We start from the raw sequence: 17,651 nt of genomic DNA, 5'->3' as shown, positions 1-17,651 counted from the left end.
TATAGCGGTTTTCGGTTGAGTGTAGTACACCTCGTAGAGACGTAAAATTTTACGTCTCTACATTTGGGAATTAGAAAATGTATTTGATTCAAATGAAAACCGCTATATTACTACTTCACCAATTAAAGATAGTAAAAGCAAAAGCCTGATACTTACTTTGCTGCAAGACAAACTTTATACTTCGTATGCTTGTAATAAAATCTCGATACCTATTTTTCCTACAGCAAAAATTTAGCTCATTTCGGAAATAGAAATAATATTATCAATATTTATTAATAATGAAATGATACTTAAGCTATAAATTTGATAATTTTGATAAGGGACTTACAGATTTAGCAAAGTCACCTTCAGAAAAAGTTTCTTCCCAGTTGCTTGGAAGCCTGTTGGGATTGGGATTTTCAGTGGTGGGAACCCGCAAAAATATATACTCACATTTGACATTTTCTAATTTAGTGTCAGGTGAAATTCGCCAATCTTCAATATATGCGCCGGTTAAATTTGCACCACGGAAATCAGTTTTATCTACATGTGCTTGTACTAATTTACCTCGAGAAATATCAGCATTTTGCAAGTTAGATTCGCTCAAATTAGCTCCACTCAAGCTAACATCTTTGAGATTTGCTCCTGCTAAATTAATTCCTTGCAAATCCCAGCCATCACAGTTACGATTTTGCAGCTGCTTAGTAATTAAAAGCTCTCGTAAATCTTCCTTTTCTAAGTAAGTATTCTCAAAAGCAGCCAAACGTAACTTTTTCACTTGAAACCAACAAGTACGGGTTAAGTTTGCTTTGGTTAAATTAGTATTTTTAAGCTTTGTTTGCGTGAAATCAGCATCAGTTAAATTCGCACCCTGAAATGTAGTGCCATACTTAGCTGCGATATTAACTATAATGTTGCGAATTAATTTTTGTTTTTCATCGCCAGCAAGGGCAGAGCAACCAACATAAGATGCCAGTACTACAACCGAAATTCCTACAGCTGCTGCGACCGCCCCAGCAAGTACGCCAACGGTTGATGCAGCAACAGCTATCATACCGGAAATGCATCCAGCGATCGCCACAGTCATAGCTACAGCAAATACACCTGCAACTGCACCTGCTAAGGCTGCAGCGCCTGAGACTATCACAGCTCCGGTTGCTGACACTACAACACCAACTGCACCAGTAACAATTACTGCGACTAATTGAGCCAAACCCATTGCTCCTGTATCTGCTGCTAGTCCAGCCCATGCAACTGCGACTAGACCAGCCCATGCAACTGCAGCAACAGCGACCCATGCGACTGCAACTGCTAAAAACCCAGTTGCGGCGACTATACCTTTACGGATCGCTAAAAGAAAAAATATTACTAAAACAATTAAACTAACAACACCGACATACAGATTTGGTTGGTTCTGCTCGGTTAAAACAAACCCAACCAGAGAACCACCAACTGCTGCAATACTTCCGGACAGTAGGGATAGGAATAATGAAAAGATAACCAGTATCACAAACCAACGACGTTGCAGTCCTGCTTTAGCATGACTGAAATTTGCACCTCTAAGAATTGCACCTGTAAAATTTGCACCTCGAATATCGGAGTAGGAAAAGTCTACGCCGGTTAAGTCTTGACCTTTAAAGGATTTGCCTCTTAGCTTTGCACGATGATAGTCTGGAGCCATTTTCAGATGCCTGTGGTCGGGACATACATTTTGCTACAGGTTGTAGGATAGCAGTTTTTTGTGGCTTTCGATATCAAAAGTCAGGACAGAGCTTGCTTTGAAGAATATTACTCATTGCTAGAAGCAACACATACAAGTTTATCGTCCACGTACAGGCAAAATTTGATTTGGATTTATTTGGCTTTCAGGTGAAAGTTTCTCAATGGTAAAGATTAGAGAAATTACAACAATGTTTTTTGTTGGATGTTCTAGCCTAAGTATTATTAAGTAATTTTACAAGTTTAATTAGAAGTAAAAATTACAAATTTATAGTTGATGCCAAGAATTTATAAGTAAAGTTTTTTAAAGGATTAGGTTTCAACAGAACGAAAATTTTTGACATAAACATTAGACATAAATATGTAACCACCAAAAACATAGAGACATTTCAAGTTGAGATATTTACAATGAGTTGTTCCGAAACAATTCAAAATCCTTGCTTTATTTGGGGAAAAACAATGTTGAAAGTCCTAACTCAAATGGATTATTTGCTCAAAGAAACTTTTTTGGGTTTACGACGTGGTGGATGGATGAATTGGGCGGCGCTCAGTACAGTTACCGTACTACTATTTTTATTTGGTATGAGCCTGCAAACTTCCTGGTTAATGGAAAATATCCTCAACCAATTTGGCAATCAATTGGAAATATCAGTCTATATGGAACCAAATATAAGTGCAGATAGAATCATTCCTTTAGTCGCAAAAATACCGGATGTCGCTGAAATAAAGACAATTCATAAAGAACAAGCTTGGAATTCTCTAGTTCAAGAATTGGGAATTTCAGATCTTGAAGGTGCAACAACACAGCTAAACGGAAATCCTTTAGTAGACGAGATTGAGGTGAAAGCCCGTAATTCAGATATTATGCCGAGCTTGGCGACTAAATTAGCTAAATTACAAGGTGTTGATACTGTCCAATATGTAGATGAAGCCTTAAAACGTCTTACCCAACTAAACCAAGGTTTACATAGAGTTTCTTTGGGTATTACTTTGGCTTTAACATTGACAGCAACTGCAGTCATTAACACCACAATTCGCCTGATAGTTATGGCGCGACGTCAAGAAATAGAAATAATGCAATTAGTAGGAGCTACATCTGCTTGGATATATTTACCATTTATCTTCCAAGGTATGGCTTTTGGTCTATCAGGAGGAACTATAGCTTGGGGTTTTATTAGTATTTTCCAGCAATTAGTCTCTAATTTTGCTGCTCAGCAACCAGAATTTATCCAATTTCTGGCAAATAATTTACAATTTTCTCTTGCTCAAACTTTATTTTTACCTGTAGTTATTTTTAGTTTCGGTATGTTTGTAGGATTTATGGGTAGCATATTTGCTGTAGGTCGGTTTGCCAAAAGCTAGAATCCCAGAATCTAAAATCCCAAAGTCTAAAAATTATTTATTCGCATCAAGACTTATCATATCTCTAGGAGTTTGTAATTGATGATAGCGATTAATTACTCTTATAAAATTAAAAATTCTTGGCTATGAAATCTCAGTGGGAATGTTTTTTAGAAAACCTGGCTGTTTGGGAAGGTTCTTTTACTACTTTTTCTCCCCAAGGTGAGCTTCTCAAAGACACTCCCAGTCGTCTGACCTTGGAAGGTTATAACAATAATCAGAATGCTCGCTTGACCCTTCAAATGGAAGGAGAAAGAGATATCGTTTTGGAATTCAGTCCCCAAGGGATTGGCGGTATCATGTTTTTTGAGAATGGAGCGTTTTCTCAAGGTCCAATTTACTTTAGCCGATTTTCTTTGTTTGGGGGAGAGTTTGGTTTAATTCACGAGAATAATCGCTCGCGTTTAGTACAAATATTTGATAGTAATTCTCGCATTAGTAAAATAACTGTTATTCGCGAACATAAAGCTGGAACTAACAAAAAAGAACGTCCTCTACTTCGTGTCGATGATTTACTAGGGAAATGGGAAGGTGAAGCAATTATAATCTATCCTGATTTGCGATTGCCAGACAATTACACAACCAAAATGCAATTGCAACTTGATGGAAGTGGGCGTTTAATACAAGAATTAAGTTTTGGGAATCGGACAATTAGTTCTAGCGCAACTGTTAAAGGTTCAGTTCTTCACTTCGATAAAGACCCAGAAAACCAAGTAAATGTTTTACTTTTACCTGGTGGGAGTTCTGCAACTTTCCCAGTTGAAGCTCAATCGGGAAAACCAATTTTTCTTGAATCTGGTTGGTTAATAGAACCTAATTTGCGTCAGCGACTGATTCGCAGTTACAACGAAAAAGGTGAATGGGTAAGCTTGACTTTAGTTACAGAAAGAAAAGTCTAAAAATAAAAATTTAAAACTATTTTAATTTTAATTATCTTCTGCTTAGAACGATAATTTTTTTTAGTTGCTAGCAACTAGGATGAGTAATATAGCACTATGAAGCTACGTTAGGACATATATTAACCCTAAAAACCATACGTGTTAGGCTTATGTCCGTAGGACACGCATTAACGCAGTGTGACGCGACAGCGTCATAAACTACGTTACGCTTAGAACGCGGCAAAGCCGTTCACCTCCGGTGCCCCTCACGCTAGATGCTAATGACTTTTGAATTTTTACTTTTTACTTGCGCGTAGCGCTATGATTTAACTTGATTAACGATTACTCATCCGCATACTTAACTTATTACCACTTATTTCCATTATTTTGTTTGCCGTAACAAGTCAATAGCTTTTGTGGGAATATTTAGCAACTGTTTATTTACCCTCTACTACTTTTCTCACAACTTCTATATCTAGCTCTAGGAGTTCAGCAATTTCTTTGCTATTCATCCCACGTTGCATAAGTTTAGTTATCATTGAAATTTTTATTTCTTCTTTAGCTTCTTTTCTTACTTCTTCTTCAACTTCTTGTCTTGCTTCTTCTTTGAGCTCTTCGTATACTTTAGTACCTTTAATGAGTTCCATGCTTAACATTTCCTTTACCTCTTCCCGACTTAAATTAGGAAACTTGTTAACTAAAATCGCTTCTATTAATTCTAAAACTTTTCTTTGAATAGCTGCATCTTTAACTTCCAGCCTTGCTTTGTCGATTAACTGTTTTACTGATGTTTTGGCTTTTTGCTTTTCTTCAACAATTAACTTTTCATTTTTGAGTAGATTTATTAAATAAAAAAGCTAATTTATTTACTTCATTATTCAATTACTTGTAATCAATAATCATCAAATAAAAGAGTAACATTAGAGTTACACTTGTATCTAATCTCTGTCTATATTATTTATTATTTAATTTTTAATATTTGTATTTTTTAATATTTAGATTCTCTAATATTATTCTGTTGGAAATAAATGTCTCTCTAACCAAGACTCCAAATCAGCCATCACCTGCTCATAGCCCAAGTCGTCTTGAATCTCGTGATAAGCTTCTGGATATTCTAGAAGTTCTTTATCTGGGAAACTAACTTTTTGGAAAAACTGACGACTTCCTTCAGGTAAAGTAACCGTATCTGCACCACCCTGAATAATTAATAGAGGAATTTGCAAATCTTCAATATGAGCATAGATCCAATCAACAGTATCAATAAACTCAGTTGATAATCTTGCACTACCACGAGTGTGACGTAATTTATCTTCAGCATAAGCAGCTAAAACCTTCTCATCTCGTGCCCCTGTATCAAGTTTAAGACCCGTGCTTAATGTAAAACGGGGTAATGTTCGGGACAAAATTTTACCAATAGTTAGTTTAAATGGTGATATACCTAATTTTCCTACTGCTGGGGCTAAAGTAATCACACCAAATAACGGCGATCGATATACGCAAAAGCGCATCACATAATCTAGTACTACAACACCCCCCATACTGTGACCTAGAATAAATTGAGGAAGGTTGGGTAATTGAGTTTCAACTAACTGTAAAAAAGCTTTCAGATCTGTTCTAATTTCCTCCCAAGAATTAATGTGCCCCCTTTGACCATCAGAACGCCCATGTCCTCTTAAATCAAAAGTATATATTGCATAACCTCTAGGTATTAAATGCTCTATAATATTGCCGTACGAACTGCTATGACTGCCCAATCCATGGACAATATTTAGAACTCCACGCACTTCGGTTTGGGGATGCCAGCTTTGATAATAAAGATTTAAACCTCCGGCACCTTGAAAAAATCCTTCTTTGTGTTCCATATTGGTGCCTCCATTTTTGCATTCTTTTTACTTTCCCATATGGCACAAAAAATAACAATTATTGTCATGCTTTAAACTTCTATATCAAGCAGATAAATTTAAAAGTACTTGTTATACAAGTAAAATCTCACAGATGTATGAAAAAACTTGTCTATTATTAATCTATATAACCCTAAATTTTGAACTCACTTTCTATAGTGAAACTTAATATATGCCATAAATTACCCTAATCAACTTAATCAAAACAGGTGTGTTGAAATAATAGATAAATTAGGGGAAAAATTAATATGCTAACTCCAACACTAAAACTTCCTTTGTGCAATAAAAGAATTATTGTCACAGCACCACGTAATTATGCTAATAGATTAGCTCAGGAATTAGTCAAGTTGGGTGCTTTGCCATTTCTAATGCCAACTATTGAAATTATTTTGTTACAAGATTTTACTAAATTAGATCCCATACTTCATAAATTAAATACATTTGATTGGATTACCTTTACTAGCAGAAATGGAATCGATGCTTTTTTTCAACGTTTAGAATATTTAGGGGTCAACTCCTCAGTTTTAAAAAATAATTGTTTATGTGCAATTGGTAAAGATGCAGAAAAATTAACTACTTTGGGATTGGAAGTTGATCTGATTCCAACAGAACCAAGCCCTTCTGGAATTATTGCGGAGTTAGCAGAAATTCCTGATATATCCGAACAAAGCATACTTGTACCAGTTCCAGAAGTAGTTGGCGTACCAGAACCAGATGTTGTGCCTAATTTTATTGCAGGATTAAAAAAATTGGGGATGGAAGTTACTCCCATTCCTACTTATAAAACAAGCTGTCTAGATAAAAATTTTTATCCAGTAGAATTGGATTTAATTCGTCAAGGCAAAATAGATTTAATTGCTTTTAGCAGTACTGCAGAAATCGCAGCTTTTTTGAAAATGTTTGACGACAATCCAGATAACTATCAAAACTCTGCGATCGCCTGCTTTGGTCCTTATACAGCCAATAATGCTAGAAAACTTGGTTTGGATGTTTCTATTGTTGCTGAAGACTATAGTTCCTTCGCAGGCTTTGCACAAGCGATCGCTAAATTTTACAATATGGATTGAATACCGTAAAAATTAGTCTATCAAACAATTTTACAGTAAGAATGATTTGTAGTGGGGACAATCGAATCAGTCCCCTTATTAGATGATTTAATGTTGTGGCGCAAAAATTTTTTTAAACATCAATTTCATTTAATTCAAGCATTACTTTTCAATAACTCCGATACCTCTGCGTGCATCATTGCAATACCCGGGTCACGTTGGATGGCGTGATAGTAACGTTGTTCTACAGAGTTACCTTCCAATTCGGGTTGAAGTAAGTTTTGTGCTTCTGCAACAAGTTCATTTACTTGTTCGAGAGTAATAGGTTCTTTTGCAGCCATTAGTTCATCAATCTGAACAATGAATTGGGAAATCGGATGCAACCAAGCAAACCACTCATGTCCAATAACTAAGCGTAAAAATTCACCATTCGATTGAATGCGTCCATTAACTTGTTCGTAAACAGTACGCTCTGATTCTAGCAATGCTTTGTGGAGCCGCAGCAACGCCATACGTACTTTTTTGAGGTGTTCTAGCTTAGCTTCGAAGTTATTGATAGACATTAGGTAATAATTGCTGTTAACACTTTTCCCATATTGTCATATTTCTCTAACTAGCTGCAGAAGTATATTTTATTGCATTTTCCCCTTGCTTAGGAGCAGCATAAATGATTCCTAGGTGGTTAACTTTTGAACCATCACCTCTTCTTTTTGACGAAATCCGACCATTATGGCTTTACCATCTTTAATAAATAGAGGTCGCTTTAGGAGCATAGCATCATTAGCAAAAGCTTCTACCCATTGTTTATCTGTCCAGGTTTTCTTTTCTTCACCTAATGCTCGATAAGATAAACCAGAGGTGTTGCGCATAGGCTTGGAGCCTAAAGAATTAACCCAACTTTCAATCATCTCTTTGCTTGGTGGATCTTCTTTGGTATTAGTAAAATCATATTCAATACCATGTTCTTCGAGCCACTTAAAAGCTTTCTTGCAGGTACCACAATTGGGAATACCGTAAACTTGAATAGACATAATTATTCGTTAAATTGTCGCAAAACAAATTTTATTATTAAAAATAACCAGAATTCAAAATAATCAGAATTTAAAAGAACTAGACTTCAGAATCACTAGAATTCAAAATCACTAGAATTCAAAATCACTAGGATTCAAAATCAAGAAATTCAGCAATTGTCAACGGCAGATAGATTAACTTTTACTAATCGGCAATCCCAACCAGTTGCTTAATTCTAGTACAAGCCAATCCAATTCTGGTGAGGTAAGAGCATTTTGATTATTCTGAAACCATTTATTAAGTTTGCTAATTCCCAACTTATAGTGTCGTACTCCAGCCCAAATAATAATATGCGCGGGTATTTCAACAACGCTTCCTTTGTTACCTCTTTGGACACTCTTAGCTACCATTTCTAACTTACAGATATCTTGTTTTGGTCTTATTCCTGAAGGATTATACTTAATCCCAAATAATTCTTGCGATAAAAACTTTCCCTTGGGGGAGGATAAGTTTTATGATTTGGTGTGGCATAAGAAATTTCTAATTTCTAAACTCCGATAGTTTAAGTTATATCTCTTTTCTATACCTTTTACATATTGCTAAAACTTGTCCTCAGTACTTTTATGTAAATTTATAGATCAATAAAAAATAAAAATATTTAAATGATTGATTGTAGATAATTGTAATACAATTTTATTTGATAACTGAGGTATTTATCATATTATTTTGTATTTTCTGTTTGCCCTTTTAGACAAAAACTTAATTATAAGCTCACTATTGGGAAATATAAATAGTAAACAGTATTTGCCTGTCAGCATATATCAGCTGAAAGAAGAAACCCAATTTTGTTCTTTTAAAAGCTACTTTTATGAAATCCTGTCATCTACCAAAAATCCTGGCTCTTAACCCAATAATACGAAGCCTGATTATGAGGCTATTCTCTGCATCCCGTAAATATGTATTTATGAAAATAATAAAATCCAGATACTTACATTGTCAGATTTTATTATCGTTATACAAAATATAATTTTGCTGTGCAATATAAGACAACTTACCCTGAGATATATTGTGCTTGGAAAATAAACTTATCCATTTCTTCTGATGGTAGCGCTTAAGATAAATTTTTAGATTGATAATATTTGTACAGCAAGCATCTGAAGAAATGTTTATTAGCAAAAGTATTTTATTGTTTTTTGTTTTACCAAGTGAAATGCTGTGTTGTAATTAGTTTGATTGTTAAATAATTATAGAAATGAAAACTAAAATAATTTAATCAAATTTCTATAGAAAGCAATCTCACCAGTTAATGCTGGGATTTATTATAAATAAGTATTTTCTTGCGTGAAATATAATTTTTGTGGGACATAACTCATGTCAGGCATCAGTTCCTATTCTCTTTCAAAACAACAACCCGTAATATTAGTAGCTGACGATGATAAAATTGTGCGATTAATGTTGCGTAAAGCGATGGAAAAAGAGGGGTATCTAGTTGTTGAAGTTGAAGATGGTAAACAATGTTTAGATGCCTTTTTCGAAGTCAAACCAGATTTAGTTTTACTAGATGCAATTATGCCAATTATGGATGGCTTTACCTGTTGTCAACAGTTAATGCAGATTGCGAGAAAAAATCTGGCATTAGCGATCGCAAATTTTGATATAGACTCTTTAGTTACTAATAACGTAATTTCAAAATTATGGGAGCGAACTCCAATATTGATGATTACCGGTCTAGACGATCCGGACTCGGTTGACAAGGCTTTTAATGTTGGAGCAAGCGATTTTGTTACCAAGCCGATTCATTGGGCTGTTTTGCGTCAAAGAGTAAAACGCTTATTGCAACAAGCGCAAGTCTATAAACAATTAGAAGCTGCAAATAAAGCATTACAACAACTGGCTAATATGGATGGTCTCACTGGAGTAGCTAATCGCCGTTGCTTCGATCAATACTTTAATACTCAATGGCTCAATCAAATAGAAGAAGAACACCCTTTGTCACTAATTTTGTGTGATATCGATTTTTTTAAACGCTATAACGACGAATACGGTCATCCTGCAGGTGATTTATGCTTACAAAAAGTAGCTAGTGTTCTTAAGGGAGCAGCGCAAAAAAAACATGATTTAGTAGCCCGTTATGGTGGTGAAGAATTCGCAATAATTATGCCTAATACTCCTGTCACAGGAGCAGTTCATGTCGCTGCTGCAATGCAATCTGGTGTTAGAGAATTACAAATCCCACATTCTGAATCTCATGTTAGTAAATATGTAACTCTTAGTTTAGGTATATCTACAGTTGTACCATCACTAGAATACTCGCCTCAAAGTCTCATAAAAGAGGCAGATGAAGGGCTCTATCAAGCAAAGGCTAGTGGGCGAAATAGAATCATTATTAAACAGATAAGTTGATATCAATAAATACTTTATTACAAGTATAACCTTAGCTCAAAACAACTAAAATTATACATGAATACCCTTAAATAAATCAGTGTGTCCAGGGATCGCGTATAACCACAATTTGCAAATGTTTTTCTGTTATCTATTCCCTATTACCTGTAATATCAATAACTATATAAACAAAAATTTGTTTTCCAAGCCGATGGCGGGATTTGAACCCGCGACCTATTGATTACGAATCAATTGCTCTACCACTGAGCCACATCGGCGTACACAATTAAAGAGTATAGATCATGGTAGAACAAAATAGCAAAAATCGTTTAACACCAGAGCAGTATTCTCGCTTAAAAGCAGAAATTAAAGCTCCCTACAGGGGGTTACGAAAATTTATCTATCTTGGTCTGGGAGCCTCTGGATTCATTGGCTCAGTAGTTTTTATGTTCCGCTGTTTAGCTGGTAAAGAAATTGCCTCTTCTTTGGCTAATTTTGCTCTTCAGTTAGGAGTAGTCGCCTTAATGATATTCCTCTGGCGCAGGGAAGAAAATCAACAGCAAGAGCCATAACTCTAACAAATTCACTCAAAAAAATTTGTATGATGGAGCACCATTAACCTTTTGTTTACAAAAAGCAATGAAAAAACATTAATATTTACTTAGTTACATAAAAAATTAAGAAAATATTAGAAAATCTAGAAATGAGGCAAAAGTTGAGAAACTAATAATAGTTGAAACAAAGTCAGCTTATATAAAGACTTTGTGTATATCTCAAACGGGGTCAGCTTATATAAAGACTCTGAAAATACATAAGGGGTTGTTGAAAAATTTAAAAACCCCAATTATATAAAGAGCAAAACGCCAAACTGATGCTATGTCATGTTTGGCGCTTTATATTTTTTATTTGTATTGACCTGCGATCTCAAAAAGGTCATGTTTGGCGATCTACCCAAGACATTCACTTTAACGGTAAGAAAACCATAAATACCATCTCCTCATAAATCCCGGACGGTCGATTCGTAGATATTTTTTATACTACTGAGGAATTGTTACTAAATAAGGTGAGGGAAGTGCTTGAGCGGTACCAGCATTTACTAAAGCTTGATACACAAAAGCTGCAACTTCTGCTCGTGTTGCTTGACGATTTGGATTGAGTTGTTTGGGTGTGGGATAATTTACTACCAACTGTCGAGTAGTTGCTGCAGCCACTGGATCTTTAGCATAGCCAGGAATTTGGGCCGCATCATTATAAATAGAAAGAGAGTTTTGATTTGCTGCACTTAACCCCAAACCATTTGCAAGAGATACTAGGACTTGAACGCGGGGAATTTTTTGCTGAGGTTTAAAAATTCTGTTGGGATACCCACTCAAATAACCTCTCCGGTAAGCAGTTTGAATTGCTTGGTAACCCCAGAAGTTTTGGCTTACGTCGCGAAAATTAACTGCTTCCCGTTTGGCTGCCGTTACAAACGCCTTATTGATAATTGCAGCAAATTGGGCGCGAGTTACAGGTTCATCAGGTTTATAAGTACCATCAGGGAAACCAGCAATTATACCCTTAGATGATAAAGCTTCGATATAAATTTTTGCCCAATAACCCGGAGGTACATCTGTAAAAGCAACTGGTATGCCAGTAGGTCTATCAACTTGGGCTGCGACGAATTCCACTTGACCAGAAATTTTCTCTACTTCGATATCATTAGCAACTGCTGAAATGGTATTACTGAGAGTGGCATTATTGACATCATAACGTTTGTTGTCACGGATTAGATTGCCTCCTGGTTCTGCCTGGGTACCAAGATCGGGCAAAGCACTGGAGATAATGATAATACCATCCCTAGTATTTTTCTCAATTGCATTCTTACGTAGCTTGGGCTGAGCAGAATTAGAAATAAAAATCCCATCTACATTTTGAACGATTTGGTTTTCGGCTATAAGGGGAGCAGAAGTACCACCAACAGCTAAACCAAAGCCAGTATTTTGAAATAGATTTCCGCGAATCTCTCCTCGAGCGGTCTTGGCTATTGAAACTCCATTACCTACATTGCGGAAAAAGATGTTGCCTTCTATTTTTGGATTTCCATCACCAGTTACAAAAATACCTTCACGTTTGCTGTTAGTAAAAGTACTATTTTTGATGATTGGATTAGTTGATTCAACCCAAATTCCAGTTCCACGGCTTTCGGGGTTAGTAACGCTAATACCATTAATAATACTATCCTTACCTGCCAAAATAGTAATATTTTGACGGGCAAAAGTACGACTAGTATATTGACCGCTACCAGTAATTAAAGTTGTTTGTCCCCGAGTTGATTCGTCACCTTGTAATGCTACGCCAGACTTCAGGTCGAGAGGAAATTTTTCTCCTGACTCGCTGCTGTAACTTCCAGGGGCTAGTTGAATAATGGTTCCTGGTTGTGCCTGTTGAAGGGCAAAGGTAATAGTTTTATATGGTGCTGCTTCCGTATTTCCAGCACCTTGGGTATCTGAACCTGTTTGTGGATTAACGTAAATAACAGTCGCACCTACGGGCACAGGTACTTGAGCCTGCTGAGTTACAGGAGCACCAGCTGGTAGTAATTGAGTTTGGGCATTTACTTCGATTGGTTGTAGCAAAAAGTTACCAGATAACACCAAACAAGTAGATAACCAAATTGGTGATTTCAGAAGATTTTTCAGATTTTTACCTGTATTAAGACAAAAATATTGCTGGTTTCGAATATCTAAACCCTGACTATTCATCTTAGCTTCGTATTTGTTGTGTTCTAAATTACACTAAAAAGTTATGATTACAGTAATACACCTGTAAAAACTATGCAAAACTATACCGGATAAACAGCACTAAATCAGTATAATTTTTCGTGTCAAACTAATTTTATTGAATAAATTTTAATTAATTTTTATGAGATACAGCACTTTGTAAGTAAATGAGGTATGCCCTCACCCTGTGCTGACGGACATCCCTCTCCCAATTTATGGCTGACGCCACGCTTGCGCTAAGGGAGAGGGAAAGAGGTAGAGGGATTATAGAGATTTTTTGGTGTACCTCATAAACCTGCAATACACTGTATTACTTGCTAACCAGCAAATTGCCGTTAATCATTATAAGTATCTAAGAAATTAAGAATAGAAAATAACGTTGAAGAATTATTTTTAGACCGATCCTCGGAGTTTCTTTACACGCATCCTTCTAGAACAAAAGACCAAAAGTATTTCCCTAAGTTTAGTGCTCAATGCAAAATACGACCGACAAGTAAAGTCGATCGAAGTCATCCAAAAGTACTATCCAGAAACATACTACTCAGGAAGCAGCCATAGAAAGAAATAATTTGTATTTGAGATATATTTCCATTTGTACTGTAAACAAGATAAGTGTTGAAGCTTATGAGATTTTTAGTAAGCTAAAGCTTCTAAAGTTTCCCGTAAGTAACATTGTACCTGTTCCTCTAAAGGCATTTTTTTTAGCTGATTATCTCCATCATGTAACCAGCGCTGGAACCCAGAAGTAGCAGCAATAGCAGATTTGAGGCTATACCAAGTTTCATTATCACCAGAGAATTGTTGTTCGCTAGAAGCTAAAGTGTGAGTCATAGTTTTGATCCTTGTATTTTTTTGGAGAATCAAGGAGAACAAGACTTGGGTAGATCCATAATCCGTATCTCCAGCATTAAATATTGCTTAATACAATCTCAAGGTAATAGTTTTACAGTAACAAATTCTGTTTCATTGGCAACTAAATTTACTTTTCTAAGGTGTTTTCTTTATATCTACCGCATTAATTTTAACGCTTTGTAGAAGAGGAGTCAGGACTCAGAAGTCATAAATTAAAACAAGGATGAAAAAATATAAGTTACTTTGGGACTTAAAAAACTCTCTTTATGTCTCATTCAAAAGCTTTTTTAACTTAGACTTACAAAAATTTTAATTACAGCAGTTGTCACAAATGTTAGGACTCCCCTTGGAAACAAAATTATGATGTCCTAAGGAACATTTCTATTGCTATATGTTGCTACTGATAAATCAAAAAACTCAAATCAAAAAACTGGAGTTCTGAAGGCAGAAATCTCCAGTTTTTGGTGTAGCTTGCAAACATAAAATTATTTGCAGCTAACCTTAGATAGGCGATATCCCATTAGGGGATACGCGTAAATATCTTGAGATGAGAGGGTCAACTCATCCCATTCCCTGATACTCACCTTGGGAATCATCTTGCAAGTGATAGAGTCCGGCGCTTAGTAACCATTTGGTAGGCTTCAATGATGTCACCTTCTTGCCAAGAATTGAATTTGTCAATGCCAATACCGCATTCATAACCAGAATTCACTTCTCGGACATCTTCCTTCATCCGCTTGAGTGAGTCTAAAACTCCTTCGTAAATGACCCGATCGCCACGGCGAACCCTCAATTTGGAGTTACGCAACAATTTTCCAGATTGAATGTAGCAACCAGCAACTGCTCCTCGACCCACAGGGAAAACAGCACGTACTTCGGCTTGACCCAAAGCTTCTTCTACTAGTTCTGGTTCTAGTAATCCTTCCAAAGCTCCCTGGATATCTTCTAGCAGTTTGTAGATAATATTGTATTCTCTTACGTCTACACCTGCCTCATCTGCAGCATGTCTAGCTCCACTAGCATAAGTAGTGTTAAAACCGATGATTACAGCACCACTCGCTGCAGCTAAGTCAATATCAGTTTGAGTTACTTCTCCTGGCGCAGCTAATAGTAAGCGAATTTGCACCTCGTTTTGCGGAATTTGTTGAAGCGATCCGAGAATAGCTTCGATAGAACCTTGAACATCAGCTTTGAGAATAAGATTGAGTTCTTTTAACTCGCCTTCCTGTGCTTGCGCAGAAATTCCAGTTAAAGTAACGCGCCCCTGCATCAAACGAGATTGACGTTGTTTCTCAGCGCGCTCGCTAGCGAGTGCTCGTGCTTCTTTTTCGTTATTAAAGACTTCGAATTCATCACCTGCAGCAGGAACATCATTTAAACCAAGAACCTCTACAGCAAAAGAAGGAGCAGCAGTTGTTACTCTTTCACTTCTGTCGTCAACCATAGCCCGTACTTTACCAAATACCGAGCCTGCTACCAAGATATCACCAACTTTCAAAGTACCATTTTGGATCAATAACGTAGCGACTGCGCCTTTGGCTTTATCCAAATGGGCTTCGATGACGGTTCCTTTCGCCAAACGGTCTGGATTAGCATTAAGTTCTTCTACTTCTGCTACCAACAGAATCATTTCCAAAAGTGTATCTAAGTTTTCACCCTTGATTGCACTTACGGGAACCATAATGGTTTCACCACCCCACTCTTCTGGGGTTAGACCATACTGGGTTAATTCTTGCTTAACTCTATCTGGCTGTGCTTCTTCCTTATCAATTTTATTAACTGCCACAATAATTGGTACTTTGGCAGCTTGAGCGTGGCTGATAGCTTCAATGGTTTGGGGACGAACTCCGTCATCAGCAGCCACTACCAGTATGGCAATATCTGTAACTCTTGCCCCGCGCGCCCGCATCGCTGTAAATGCTTCGTGACCTGGAGTATCTAAGAACACAATCTGTTCTTGTTTGTCATTGTGCTCTAAGTCTACGTGGTATGCACCAATATGCTGGGTAATACCGCCAGCTTCTCCGGCTGCGACCTTACTTTTACGGATCGAATCAAGTAACGTTGTCTTTCCGTGGTCAACGTGACCCATAATTGTCACAACTGGCGGACGACGATGAAGATATTCTAAGTCTTCCACGTCGATCATTTCTGTCACTTTGCGAGCTTCAGCTTCAGGTTCTTGGGTTTCAACTTCAACCCCTGCTTCATTCGCAACCAAAATCACTGTAGGAACATCCAGGTTTTGGGTAATACTTACCGCCATGCCTTTGAGGAACAGAATTTTGACAATTTCTGTATCTGCTATCGCCAATGCTTCTGATAATTCCTGCACAGTCATGGTGCCGGTTATTTCTAGTTTTTCAGGTCGCGGAGGCTTCTGCTCTGTTTCGCGACGGCGATTTTGATTTTGTTCGCCTCTAGATGTAGAAGGTTTTTTTGTTCTCGCGCTTGGGGTCGCTCTAGGAACTGCCTGTGCAGGTTTAGCACTTTTTGGTTTAGGCGGACGAGCGATCGCGTTACTTACTTGGATTGCTTCTACTATATCTTGATTTTCATCATCTAGGAGATCGTCATCTTCAAAATCATCAACGATTGGTTTTTGACGTTTATTTTTAGCTGGACCCTTACCAACCTTACTTGATTCTTTAACCTCATCTAAGGTATCTACTTCCGAATGACGTTTTTTACCACCTCTATTCAAACGCGGTGGTGTTGGACGCTTAAGTTCTATTGTTGTTTCAACGACAACATCATTGTCATCGTATTCTTCGTTAGATACTTCTGGCTTATTCGGTGGAATTGCTTTGACAGGTGCAGGAACTGCTGAAGCTGCAGGATATTCAGTCGAACGCCCAGGTTTGCTCGGACGCTGAGGCGATACCGGCTTTTCAGACTTATTTGTTCTAATTTCTGGCTTACTCGGCGCAGACGATCCCGAACGCACCGACTTCTGCGGCAAAGGTTTGGCTGTATCAGCTTGTTTTTGCTGTTGCTTATTAACTTTTTGCTTGCCTTGCCCTTGTTGATCTTTATTGCGTCTGAGTATTGGTTTCTCAACTTTAACACCCGAAACGTTTGCCGTAGGTTTGGGTGCTGCCGGTCTTTGGGGAGGAGCAACCAACTGTGGTTTTTCTACTGGGCTGACTGGCTTTGGAGCAACTGCAGCCGGTTTTTCGGGTATTATTTTACTAGTATCCGCTGTTTGATTGTTATTGCGATTGCTATTGTTATTTTCAACAGCAGGTTTTTGTTGATTTTCTGATTGATTTTGTACTGGTCTAGTTGATGCCACAGGCTTTATTGGTGGAACGGGTGGAGCGAAAGGCCGGGGGGAAGAAAGAGGTTTAGCCTCATTATTATTATGAGCAGCTTGTTGGTCGGTAGCAGCCGACGCCTCTGGGTTGTTGGAGGCAGAATTTTTCACCACTTTGGGTTTACGAATCTCCAAAATTTCTGGTTTTTTAGGTGTAGCAGGTCGAGAACGGGAGCCAGTTTGTGACGGGTGATGTCTATTTGGTGGAAGTTTTTCGGCTGCCGACCGGATACGCTGGGCTTCAGATTCTGTAATCGTACTGCTGTGACTTTTGACCGCAATGTTGAGCTGGTCGCAAATTGCTAATAGCTCTTTGTTATCCAAATTCAATTCCTTTGATAATTCGTAAATTCTAACTTTGCCGTTGTTCATCCACTCTTCCCCTTAAATTTACAGCTTTAATG

General features: G+C 37.3%; 14 protein-coding genes, 1 tRNA gene and 1 pseudogene. 5 read left to right on the top strand and 11 right to left on the bottom strand.

What is annotated here, in order from left to right:
* Positions 1-295: 295 nt before the first annotated feature.
* Positions 296-1,660: a pentapeptide repeat-containing protein gene (locus tag QNJ50_RS10265; RefSeq protein ID WP_300634933.1), complete on the bottom strand. Its 1,365-nt coding sequence runs from the start codon at positions 1,658-1,660 to the stop codon at positions 296-298.
* Between the two features lie 497 nt (positions 1,661-2,157).
* Between QNJ50_RS10265 and QNJ50_RS10260 the strand changes: the two genes are divergently transcribed.
* Together QNJ50_RS10260 and QNJ50_RS10255 are read left to right on the top strand one after the other, a co-directional pair.
* The gene (locus tag QNJ50_RS10260) at positions 2,158-3,060 is read left to right on the top strand and encodes an ABC transporter permease (RefSeq protein WP_300634937.1); all 903 of its coding nucleotides are present in this window, start codon (positions 2,158-2,160) and stop codon (positions 3,058-3,060) included.
* A gap of 125 nt (positions 3,061-3,185) precedes the next feature.
* Positions 3,186-3,998: a DUF3598 family protein gene (locus QNJ50_RS10255; protein ID WP_300634931.1), complete on the top strand. Its 813-nt coding sequence runs from the start codon at positions 3,186-3,188 to the stop codon at positions 3,996-3,998.
* A gap of 416 nt (positions 3,999-4,414) precedes the next feature.
* On the opposite strand, the gene QNJ50_RS10250 is transcribed toward QNJ50_RS10255, so the two are convergent.
* The 3 genes and pseudogenes from QNJ50_RS10250 to QNJ50_RS10240 all read right to left on the bottom strand — a co-directional run bounded on the left by QNJ50_RS10250 (position 4,415) and on the right by QNJ50_RS10240 (position 5,839).
* Positions 4,415-4,624, bottom strand: a complete 210-nt coding sequence (locus tag QNJ50_RS10250) for a hypothetical protein (protein ID WP_300634929.1) — start codon at positions 4,622-4,624, stop codon at positions 4,415-4,417.
* Between the two features lie 15 nt (positions 4,625-4,639).
* A pseudogene (locus QNJ50_RS10245) lies at positions 4,640-4,795 on the bottom strand (DUF2887 domain-containing protein); the annotation flags it as partial.
* Between the two features lie 192 nt (positions 4,796-4,987).
* Positions 4,988-5,839: an alpha/beta hydrolase gene (locus QNJ50_RS10240; RefSeq protein ID WP_300634928.1), complete on the bottom strand. Its 852-nt coding sequence runs from the start codon at positions 5,837-5,839 to the stop codon at positions 4,988-4,990.
* A 287-nt stretch (positions 5,840-6,126) separates the two neighbouring features.
* Between QNJ50_RS10240 and QNJ50_RS10235 the strand changes: the two genes are divergently transcribed.
* Positions 6,127-6,945 (top strand): uroporphyrinogen-III synthase, encoded by an 819-nt coding sequence (locus tag QNJ50_RS10235; protein ID WP_300634927.1) that lies wholly within the window; start codon positions 6,127-6,129, stop codon positions 6,943-6,945.
* A 134-nt stretch (positions 6,946-7,079) separates the two neighbouring features.
* Here the strand turns inward: QNJ50_RS10235 and QNJ50_RS10230 are convergent, their stop codons facing one another.
* The 3 genes from QNJ50_RS10230 to QNJ50_RS10220 form a co-directional block, all read right to left on the bottom strand.
* A complete protein-coding gene (locus QNJ50_RS10230) occupies positions 7,080-7,487 on the bottom strand; it encodes a hypothetical protein (protein ID WP_300634925.1) in 408 nt (135 codons plus the stop codon).
* Between the two features lie 111 nt (positions 7,488-7,598).
* On the bottom strand, positions 7,599-7,955 hold the full coding sequence (locus QNJ50_RS10225) for a Spx/MgsR family RNA polymerase-binding regulatory protein (RefSeq protein ID WP_300634923.1): 357 nt from the start codon (positions 7,953-7,955) through the stop codon (positions 7,599-7,601).
* Between the two features lie 174 nt (positions 7,956-8,129).
* Positions 8,130-8,345: a hypothetical protein gene (locus tag QNJ50_RS10220; protein WP_300634921.1), complete on the bottom strand. Its 216-nt coding sequence runs from the start codon at positions 8,343-8,345 to the stop codon at positions 8,130-8,132.
* 961 nt (positions 8,346-9,306) lie between these two features.
* Here QNJ50_RS10220 and QNJ50_RS10215 point away from each other — a divergent pair.
* Positions 9,307-10,338: a PleD family two-component system response regulator gene (locus tag QNJ50_RS10215; RefSeq protein ID WP_300634919.1), complete on the top strand. Its 1,032-nt coding sequence runs from the start codon at positions 9,307-9,309 to the stop codon at positions 10,336-10,338.
* 185 nt (positions 10,339-10,523) lie between these two features.
* Here QNJ50_RS10215 and QNJ50_RS10210 read toward each other — a convergent pair.
* Positions 10,524-10,595, bottom strand: a tRNA-Thr gene (locus QNJ50_RS10210).
* A gap of 24 nt (positions 10,596-10,619) precedes the next feature.
* Between QNJ50_RS10210 and QNJ50_RS10205 the strand changes: the two genes are divergently transcribed.
* The gene (locus tag QNJ50_RS10205; RefSeq protein WP_300634917.1) at positions 10,620-10,889 is read left to right on the top strand and encodes a DUF3493 domain-containing protein; all 270 of its coding nucleotides are present in this window, start codon (positions 10,620-10,622) and stop codon (positions 10,887-10,889) included.
* A gap of 465 nt (positions 10,890-11,354) precedes the next feature.
* On the opposite strand, the gene QNJ50_RS10200 is transcribed toward QNJ50_RS10205, so the two are convergent.
* From QNJ50_RS10200 to infB, 3 genes are all read right to left on the bottom strand, one after another.
* The gene (locus tag QNJ50_RS10200) at positions 11,355-13,061 is read right to left on the bottom strand and encodes a DUF1565 domain-containing protein (protein WP_300634915.1); all 1,707 of its coding nucleotides are present in this window, start codon (positions 13,059-13,061) and stop codon (positions 11,355-11,357) included.
* A gap of 651 nt (positions 13,062-13,712) precedes the next feature.
* On the bottom strand, positions 13,713-13,910 hold the full coding sequence (locus QNJ50_RS10195) for a hypothetical protein (RefSeq protein WP_300634913.1): 198 nt from the start codon (positions 13,908-13,910) through the stop codon (positions 13,713-13,715).
* A gap of 613 nt (positions 13,911-14,523) precedes the next feature.
* Positions 14,524-17,619: a translation initiation factor IF-2 gene (gene infB, locus QNJ50_RS10190; RefSeq protein ID WP_300634911.1), complete on the bottom strand. Its 3,096-nt coding sequence runs from the start codon at positions 17,617-17,619 to the stop codon at positions 14,524-14,526.
* Positions 17,620-17,651: the final 32 nt, after the last annotated feature.

The organism is Mastigocoleus sp. MO_188.B34, from assembly GCF_030065675.1.
GTDB lineage: Bacteria > Cyanobacteriota > Cyanobacteriia > Cyanobacteriales > Nostocaceae > Mastigocoleus.
This window is presented reverse-complemented; position numbering and strand designations above follow the sequence as displayed.

Coding starts and splice junctions, on each gene's coding strand:
- QNJ50_RS10200 (WP_300634915.1), bottom strand. CDS start 13,061: ATGAATAGTCAGGGTTTAGATATTCGAAACCAGCAATATTTTTGTCTT.
- QNJ50_RS10240 (WP_300634928.1), bottom strand. CDS start 5,839: ATGGAACACAAAGAAGGATTTTTTCAAGGTGCCGGAGGTTTAAATCTT.
- infB (WP_300634911.1), bottom strand. CDS start 17,619: ATGAACAACGGCAAAGTTAGAATTTACGAATTATCAAAGGAATTGAAT.
- QNJ50_RS10235 (WP_300634927.1), top strand. CDS start 6,127: ATGCTAACTCCAACACTAAAACTTCCTTTGTGCAATAAAAGAATTATT.
- QNJ50_RS10265 (WP_300634933.1), bottom strand. CDS start 1,660: ATGGCTCCAGACTATCATCGTGCAAAGCTAAGAGGCAAATCCTTTAAA.
- QNJ50_RS10250 (WP_300634929.1), bottom strand. CDS start 4,624: ATGGAACTCATTAAAGGTACTAAAGTATACGAAGAGCTCAAAGAAGAA.
- QNJ50_RS10260 (WP_300634937.1), top strand. CDS start 2,158: ATGTTGAAAGTCCTAACTCAAATGGATTATTTGCTCAAAGAAACTTTT.
- QNJ50_RS10225 (WP_300634923.1), bottom strand. CDS start 7,955: ATGTCTATTCAAGTTTACGGTATTCCCAATTGTGGTACCTGCAAGAAA.
- QNJ50_RS10195 (WP_300634913.1), bottom strand. CDS start 13,910: ATGACTCACACTTTAGCTTCTAGCGAACAACAATTCTCTGGTGATAAT.
- QNJ50_RS10230 (WP_300634925.1), bottom strand. CDS start 7,487: ATGTCTATCAATAACTTCGAAGCTAAGCTAGAACACCTCAAAAAAGTA.
- QNJ50_RS10255 (WP_300634931.1), top strand. CDS start 3,186: ATGAAATCTCAGTGGGAATGTTTTTTAGAAAACCTGGCTGTTTGGGAA.
- QNJ50_RS10205 (WP_300634917.1), top strand. CDS start 10,620: ATGGTAGAACAAAATAGCAAAAATCGTTTAACACCAGAGCAGTATTCT.
- QNJ50_RS10215 (WP_300634919.1), top strand. CDS start 9,307: ATGTCAGGCATCAGTTCCTATTCTCTTTCAAAACAACAACCCGTAATA.
- QNJ50_RS10220 (WP_300634921.1), bottom strand. CDS start 8,345: ATGGTAGCTAAGAGTGTCCAAAGAGGTAACAAAGGAAGCGTTGTTGAA.